This is a genomic window from Agromyces binzhouensis (assembly GCF_004135055.1).
In the GTDB taxonomy this organism is placed as follows: Bacteria; Actinomycetota; Actinomycetes; order Actinomycetales; family Microbacteriaceae; genus Agromyces; species Agromyces binzhouensis.
On the sequence record NZ_SDPL01000126.1, the window covers coordinates 1 to 7,403 of the forward strand.

The 7,403-nt window shown below is 72.6% G+C and carries 5 protein-coding genes and 1 pseudogene; 4 read left to right on the forward strand and 2 right to left on the reverse strand.

What is annotated here, in order from left to right; genetic code table 11:
- Together ESO86_RS18730 and ESO86_RS08080 are read left to right on the forward strand one after the other, a co-directional pair.
- Positions 1-702: pseudogene (locus ESO86_RS18730) on the forward strand (hypothetical protein); the annotation flags it as partial.
- Between the two features lie 136 nt (positions 703-838).
- Positions 839-2,065, forward strand: a complete 1,227-nt coding sequence (locus ESO86_RS08080) for a TolB-like translocation protein (RefSeq protein WP_129234440.1) — start codon at positions 839-841, stop codon at positions 2,063-2,065.
- Between the two features lie 43 nt (positions 2,066-2,108).
- Here the strand turns inward: ESO86_RS08080 and ESO86_RS08085 are convergent, their stop codons facing one another.
- Positions 2,109-2,528, reverse strand: a complete 420-nt coding sequence (locus ESO86_RS08085; RefSeq protein WP_129234441.1) for a GntR family transcriptional regulator — start codon at positions 2,526-2,528, stop codon at positions 2,109-2,111.
- Between the two features lie 56 nt (positions 2,529-2,584).
- Between ESO86_RS08085 and ESO86_RS08090 the strand changes: the two genes are divergently transcribed.
- Complete coding sequence (locus ESO86_RS08090) at positions 2,585-3,718, forward strand: TolB-like translocation protein (protein WP_165307500.1); 1,134 nt, start codon at positions 2,585-2,587, stop codon at positions 3,716-3,718.
- A gap of 18 nt (positions 3,719-3,736) precedes the next feature.
- On the opposite strand, the gene ESO86_RS20065 is transcribed toward ESO86_RS08090, so the two are convergent.
- Positions 3,737-6,625 carry a helix-turn-helix transcriptional regulator gene (locus tag ESO86_RS20065; protein ID WP_165307503.1) on the reverse strand — a complete coding sequence of 963 codons (2,889 nt, stop codon included), beginning with the start codon at positions 6,623-6,625 and terminating at the stop codon, positions 3,737-3,739.
- Positions 6,626-6,720: 95 nt separating this feature from the next.
- Between ESO86_RS20065 and ESO86_RS08100 the strand changes: the two genes are divergently transcribed.
- On the forward strand, positions 6,721-7,403 hold a 683-nt coding region (locus ESO86_RS08100; protein ID WP_129234444.1), incomplete at its 3' end, for a M20/M25/M40 family metallo-hydrolase.

The window sequence follows — 7,403 nt, forward strand, 5'->3', positions numbered from 1 at the left end:
GCGCTGCGGCGCGCCTGCCCGGTCTGCATGCTCGTGCACGAGACGCAGCGCAGCCGCGGCGAGCTCCTCGGCCGGGTGGCTCCCGCGCAGCGACGTCGCCTGGCCGCCGAGACGCGGATCGGCGCCGAGTACGACTGGAACTGCGCCCGCGGCCACGACCGCTATCGCGCGAGCGTGATGGAGGTGCTGACCGGCACCGGCTGCGCGAAGTGCCGTGCGAACGCCGCCGCGCCCGGTGCGGCTCGCGAGGCGGGCATGCCCTTCATGAAGCACGGCCTCCGGGTCGGCACGTCGATGACGGAGCAGCGGCTCAGGGTGCTGCTCGGCGAGCGGATCCGGCTCCACCATCGCGCCAACGCGGTGCGGACCGCGCGGATGTTCCACGGCCGCCAGGAGGTCTGGCCCGACATCCTCGTGGCCGAGCTGCGCGTCGCGATCGAGTACGACGATCCGGGGCGCTCGGGGCGCGCGCACCGGGGGTTGAAGGAGGGCTCCGACGTCGAGAAGGACGAGGCGCTTCGCGAGGTCGGGTGGGAGGTCATCCGCATCCGCGGCGGCGGCCTGGCGCCGCTCGGGCCGTACAGCATCCCCTGCCGTGGCATCACCGGGGCGGTCGCCGACGAGGTCGTGCGGCTCCTGCGCGCGATCCGCGGTGACGAAGCGGTCGACGCCCTGCTCGTCAGGCCCGCAGCCGCCTTGTGAGGCTGGCGCGCCGGCGATCCCCGCCGCGAGGGTGAGAACCGTCTTCGCTTGACCGAGGCGGAGGCATCGTCGGCTCGATCGCGCTTGACACGGGTAATGATGCTAGTAACATTAGCACCAAAGCCTAGGTGTCCTGATGACCACCACGACCCCGCTCCCAGCGCCGCCATCGACTTCGTCCGAGCCGAACGATTCCGAACTGCGCGCGCCGACGGCTCGCGCCGCCGTCGACGAGTCCTCGACTCGCGCACCGGTCGAGGTGCTGATCGAGGAGGCGAGGCATCGTGCGCGACGCCGCCGGCAGGTCATCGGCACGGTCGCGATCGTGGCAGTCGCCGCCGCGGCGATCGCCCTCACGGTGACGCTCGGTGGGCCCGGACCCTCGGACGATCAGGGCGCGGCACTCGGCGGCCCAGTCAGCGAGACGACACTCGGGATCTTCGAGCCGATGCGCGGTCGCATCGTCTGGGCCGCAGGCCATGAGCTGCGTGCCGTCGACCCCGCCGATCCGACGGACATCGAACGGGTGGCGCTCCCCGACGACCTGGACCCCAAGGCGATGGTGTCCGGCTGGTCGGCCGACGGGACCCGCCTCGCCCTCACCTCAGAGGACGCCGGGAAGCTCTACGTCCTCGACGCCCGAGGCGCGGTCGCCTTGGCCGGCGAGACCGGATGCTGCCTCTTCGTGAGCGATCCCTGGCTCGCGCCCGATGGCTCCACCGTCGCCGAGTTCGTCGCGCCGGGTCGGCTGCAGCTCCGCGACGTCAGCGGGCTCACGGAACCGCGCCAGGTCGATGTCGATCCGGCGTTCGGACGCGAGGACGGCCCGCCCGTCATCGCGGAGGCGTGGTCGCCCGACGGAACCCGGATCGCGCTGCGCGTGTACGAGGACCAAGTGACGTGGACCCGGCCGTCGATCTTCGTCCTCGACCTCGTCACGGGCACCACTCGAGAACTGCGCATCCCCGAGATCGACTTCATCAGGCACATGACCTGGTCCCCGGACGGGACGCGACTCCTCGTCGTCGCGGGCTCGTACCGACAGCTGAACGGGGTGCACCTGATCGTCCCCCCGGTCAGCCCGCAGGAGACGAGCCTCTACGTCATCGATGCCGCGGTCGACGCATCCGGTCCGGTCCAGTCGCCCGAGCCCATCGCCTCGGGCCACTTCATCGTGGCGACCTGGGCACCCGACGGCGAGCAGATCGCGGCCATCGACTACGGCGCGCCGGCCGGACCGGGCGGGCACGGCATCGTCATCATGAACCAGGACGGGTCCGGCGCGGATCTGATCATCCCGAGCACGGGCACGAGGGGGTGGACCGGGCTCGCGTGGCATCCGATTCCGAGCACGCCGCGATAGCCGTGGCGGTGGCAGCCCTCGAGCCGCCCGCGTTGGCGGACGATCACCAGAGTTCGGCGATGAGCTCGGTCACTTCGTCGACGCGGTACCCGTGCCGCCGGGCGGAATCGATCAGTTCCCGCGCCTGCTCGACGACGACGCCGCGAGCCGGCGTCGCGGCGACCGAGATGCCCCGCCCGCGGCGGAACTCGAGCAGGCCTTCGTCGCGCAGCAGTCGGAGGGCGCGGAGCACCGTGTTCGTGTTCACCCCGATCACCGCCGCCAGGTCACGTGCCGGAGGCAGCCGGTCGCCGGGCGCGGCCTCGCCCGCCGCGATCGCTCGACGGATCTCCGCCGCGACCTGCTCGTAGAGATCGGTCCCGGCGGCTCGATCGAGCTTGACAGGAGTAATGATGCTAGTAACTTTAGCACCAAAGCACAGGTGTCCTGATGACCACCACGACCCCGCTCCCAGCGCCGCCATCGACTTCGTCCGAGCCGAATGACTCCGAACTGCGCGCGCCGGGATCCCTCGCCATTGTGGACGAGTCCTCGACGCGCGCACCGGTCGAGGTGCTGATCGAGGAGGCGAGGCATCGCGCACGACGCCGCCGACAGGTCATCGGCACGGTCGCGATCGTGGCCGTCGCCGCCACGGCGATCGCCCTCACGGTGACGCTCGGTGGGCCCGGACCCTCGGACGATCAGGGCGCGGCACTCGGCGGCCCAGTCAGCGAGGCGACACTCGGGATCTTCGAGCCGATGCGCGGTCGCATCGTCTGGGCCGCAGACCATGAGCTGCGCGCCGTCGACCCCGCCGATCCGACGGACATCGAACGGGTGGCGCTCCCCGATGACCTGGACCCCAAGGCGATGGTGTCCGGCTGGTCGGCCGACGGAACCCGACTCGCCCTCACCTCCGAGGACGCCGGGGAGCTCTACGTCCTCGACGCCCGAGGCAGGCTGACCGCAGCCGGATCGACACAGGGATGCTGCAGGTTCGTCTCCGCCGCCTGGCTCTCCCCGGACGGCAGGTCCGCCTTCGAGTTCGTCGCGCCGGGTCGCCTCCAGCTCCGCGATGTCGGCGGTCTCACGGAACCGCGCGTGATCGCGGTCGATCCGGCGCTCGGGGCCGCGGAGGGTCCGTCAGCGCCGACACACGCGTGGTCGCCCGACGGGTCCAGCATCGCGATCGTCGTGGCCGACGACGTCTACACGGAACCTCAGCCATCGTCCGTCCACGTCGTCGATCTCGTGACGGGCGTGAACCGAGCTGTGCTCGGCCCGGAACTTGGCCTCATCAGGCACCTCACGTGGTCGCCGAGCGGCGGTCAGCTCCTCGTCGTCGCCGGACCGTGGTTCGAGGTGACGGGGGCAGCGATGGTGAATCCGCACCTCGGTCCGTTGAAGATGGGCCTCTACCTGGTCGACACCGATCCCGGCCCGGTCGGGCCCGCGCCGGCCCCCGAGCCCATCGCCTCGGGCCACTTCATCGCGGCCACGTGGTCCCCCGACGGCGCACGCATCGCCGCCATCGACCACGCCACGCCGGGCGTCCACAGCCTCGTCACCATGAACCGGGACGGCTCGGGCGCACGGCGGATCGTCCCGGACCTCGGCACCCGCGACTGGACCGGACTGGCGTGGCACCCGACGCCGAGCGAGCCGCGATAGCTCCATCGCCCCGCTCGTTCAGCCTGCTTCCGATGCGCGTGCGATGCCCTGCGACCGCGCGATCGCCGCAGCCTCGGTGCGACTCGCGGCGCCGAGCTTCCGCAGGATCGCCGACACGTGCACCGACACGGTCTTCGTGCTGATGAACAGCCGCTCGCCGATCTGCCGGTTGGAGAGGCCGTCAGCGACGAGCTCGAGCACCTGTCGCTCGCGGGCGGTCAACTCGTCGCCACCGCCCGCGCGATCCCCGGTGAGCCGACCGCGTGCGGCGACCTCGTGCGCCATCCGCTCGACGAGGTGCGCGCCGACCTCCGCCGCAGCCGCACGAGCGGCGTCGAGGCTCAGTTCGGCCGCCGCACGGTCGCCGGACTCGAGCTCCGCCACCGCTCGCTGCACGAGCGCGTAGCCGGCGAGGTGGCGCCATCCCCGTCCCGAACCGAGCAACTCGGCTGCCCGACCGAACCTCGTCGCACGCTCGGCGGGATCGTCCGCGATCTCGGCCTCGCAGAGCTCACGCCACGCCTCGCCTGGCTCCCACGCCTCGAACTCGCCGATCGCCGAGCGGATCGCCGCCGTCGTCCTCGAAGGCTCCAGTCCGCGACGCCGCATGGCGGCGTGCGCGCGGGCGGCGAAGGCCAGCAGCCGCATCCGGTCGGTGGGGCGCTCAGTCCGGCCGTCCCACAGCAGCGGCTCGACCGCCGCCCAGGCCTGCTCGGGTTCATCGAGCGCGAGATGGAGCTCGCACTGGTCGCGAGCCCAGCCGAACTCGATCTGGCGGTCGATTCGGGCCAGTTCCGCGTGGCGCTCACGGATCTGGGCCACGAACTCGCGGGCGTCGTCGAGGGCGTCGGACCAGATCATCGGCTCGAGCTTCAGGTCCTCGAGGCCGAGGCGGAACACGAGCGGCGTCTCGTAGCGCAGGGCCCGGTCGACCAGGGTCCGCGCGCGATCCCAGTCGCCGAGCGCGATGAGCGGCTCGATCGCGTTGGTCGCGAGGATGGCTCCGACGTTCCCCTCCTCGCCGCGGCGACGCGCCTCGTCGAGCGCCTCCTGTGCGACCTCGAGCGCGTCGTGGTAGCGACCGAGCTTGATCAGCGTGTCCGACCGGTTGATCGCAAGGCGCACCCGGGCATCCCAGTCTTCTCCGGCGTACTCGCGCGCCCGCTCGAAGAGCTCGAGGGCGCGGGCGACCTCCTCCGGCCCGACGTCGTCGAGGTCGGCCATGGTCGTCGCCGCGATGTTGGCGGCGATCGAAGCGGCGCGCCGCCCGTCCTCGCCGGCCGCGAGTCCGTCCGCGACGGCGAGCATGCCCTGGTCGATCGCCTCGCGGAGGTCGCCGGCCAGCATCCGTCGAGCGGCGAGCTCGGAGCGCACGCGGGCCCGGACGGCCAGGGCCCGGGCGTCCTCGCGGTCGGCCACGAGTCCGAGCGCCTCGAGGAGCACGTCGGCGGCGCCCGGCATCCCCATCAGGCCCATGCCGAGCGCCTTCTCGAACATCAGGTCCGCCCGTTCGACGGGATCTCCCGGATCCGCCAGCGAGATCCGGAGGTCGGCCAGGGCGACGGAGCGCTCCATGTCCCCTGCGCGACGATGTGCCCGCGCGGTCCGGCCCGCCATCCCGGCGCGGTCGACGCCCGCGCGGTCCTCGGGTCGGTCGACGAGTTCCCACAGGTCGAGGCACCGCTCCCCCATGGCGGCCGCCGTCGTGAGCGCGTAGCTCGCCGACGCCTCCTGCATCGCGGCGACCGCCGCATCGAACGCCTCCGGGAAGCGGCGCGCGGCCAGCCAGTGCGTCGACACCTCGACGGAGAGGCCCGGACGAGCAGCGCCCGCCTCCAGTACGCGGGCGTACGTCGCGTGATGACGCGCCCGCTCGCCGGGAAGCAGTTCGGCCTCGACGACCTCGCGCACGAGCGCGTGCCGGAACGCGTAGCCCGAGTCGTCGGCGACGACGAGACCCACCTCGACGGCCTCGCGCATGGCGGCGTCCAGGTCGATCGGGTCACCGCCGTACACCTCCTCGAGCAGGTCGTGCTCGGCGCGCGCGCCGCCGACGGCCATGAGTCGCAGGACGGCGCGCGTGGGGCCGGAGGCGCGCTCGTAGCGCGCGGCGAGCAGGTCGCTCAGCCGTCGCGGGAGCGCACCGTCCGTGCCCGCCCCGAGCAGTTCCTCGACGAAGAACGGCACGCCGCCGCTGCGTTCGAAGAGCTCCTCGGCATCCGATGCGGCCGCCGACGTCGCGACCATCCGCGACACCTCGTCGCGGGACAGTCGCGGCAGCTCGAGCTCCGAGACCGAGCGGAGCCGCTCGAGCTCGGCGAGGTCCTCCCTGAGTCGATGGCGTCGTGGCAGTTCCGCGGTTCGTGCGGTCATGACGAGCATGACCCTGCCGTCGTGGAGCATGCGCGCGAAGTACCGCAGCAACTGCATGGTCGGTGCATCCGCCCAGTGCACGTCCTCGACGACGACCACGACGGGTTCCACGTCCGAGACGCGCTCGACCATCCGGGTGAACTCGTCGTGCAGCCGCCCGACGCGCAGGTCCGCCTCCGGCGCGCCCCCGCCGATCTCCGAGGGGAGCAGCGGCGCGAGCGTGTCGAGCGCCGTGCCGGCGGCGGTGCGCACGGCGTCCGCTCCGGCGAGGTCGACGATCGAGCGCATCACCGCGCGGATCGGGATGAACGGCGCCCCGTCGTCACCGAGCTCGACGCACTGCCCGCGCGCCACCAGCGCGTCGCCGCCGACGACGCGGAGGAACTCCTCGACCAGCCGCGTCTTGCCGATGCCGGCCTCACCGCCGATCACGACGACGGATGGATCGCCATCGCGGGAGCGCACGTACGCCGCCCGGAGCGCGTGCATCTCGGGCTCGCGTCCGATCATGGCTGCCGTGGGGACGCCACTCATCGGAGTCATTGTCCCACCGGGCGCCGCGATCCGTCCGTGCCCCGCGCGGGGGTGATCGGTCGGCCGGCCGCGGTCGGCGGCCTAGTGTGGGACGCATGTCCCACTCCCCCGCGGTCCGTCCCGGCGCCCCCGAGCGGCTCGCGCGCATGATCAGGCTCGAGACGGTCTCCGCCGAACTCGACCGGCGCGGCCTCGCCGACTTCGATCGCTTCCGCGACCTGCTGGCCGAGCTGTACCCGCTCGTCCACGAGCACCTCTCGTTCGAGCGCGTGACCGACCTCGGGCTGCTCTACCGATGGCGGGGTCGGGGCGACGGCGACCCCGTCGTGCTGATGGCGCACTTCGATGTCGTCCCGGCGGACGCGGACGACGGATGGACGTTCCCACCCTTCGACGGGCGCATCCACGACGGGTCGGTGTGGGGTCGGGGCAGCCTCGACGACAAGGGCCCGCTGCTGGTCCTGCTCGAGGCCGTCGAGAACCTGCTCGCGGAGGGCTTCGTCCCGGCTCGCGACGTGTACCTCTCGTTCGGCGGCAACGAGGAATCGTACGGCGACGCCGCGATCGCCGCAGCCGCGCTGCTCGAGCGGCGCGGCGTCATCCCCTGGCTCGTGCTCGACGAGGGCGGTGCCGTCGTCGATGCGCCGCTGCCGTTCCTGAAGGTGCCGGCGGCGATGGTCGGCGTCGGCGAGAAGGGCGTGATGACCGTCCGGCTCCGCGCACGCGGGGAGGGCGGCCATGCCTCGGCACCGCCGCGGCTCACGGCGGCTGCGCGCGT